Raw genomic sequence first — 463 nt, forward strand, 5'->3', positions numbered from 1 at the left:
GGCCGCGCCCGGGCGCAGGCGCGGCCGCAGACAGGCGCGGGCCGAGAGCAGCAGCTCGGGCTCGCGCGCCGCGCCGGCCCCGAAGGACGGATCGGCCGAGGGATCGGCCGAGGGATTGGGCAGCAACTCCGGCAGCAGGCGGGCGAGGGCGCGTTCCTCCGGCATGGTGGCGAGTCCGATTCGGCGCGGCCGCAGGCCCGGCATCTCGTTGGCCAGCACGCGGCCAAGGCCGAGCAGCGCCGCCGCCTCGGGCTCCCGCGCGGTGTCGCCGAGCAGCAGGGTGAGGCTGGCGGCGCTGCCCTGCGCCGCCTCGGCCAGGCGCGTCACACGGGCGAGGGTGGCGGGGAGCGCCGCGGCGTCCGGGCGCGCCAGCAGCAGCACGTGCCGGTCCTGCAGCTGGCGCGGCGCGATCCGCGCGGCCTCCTCCAGCGCGTGGTGCTCGACCCGCGCCCCGGCGGTCTCC

Annotated in this window: 1 protein-coding gene; it reads right to left on the minus strand. The window is 79.9% G+C overall.

Annotated features, from left to right (window positions below; genetic code table 11):
- Positions 1-463: hypothetical protein (locus tag ACVMLK_RS21330; RefSeq protein WP_457487584.1), on the minus strand; the 463-nt coding region annotated here is incomplete at both ends.

This window comes from Teichococcus aerofrigidensis, from assembly GCF_054073225.1.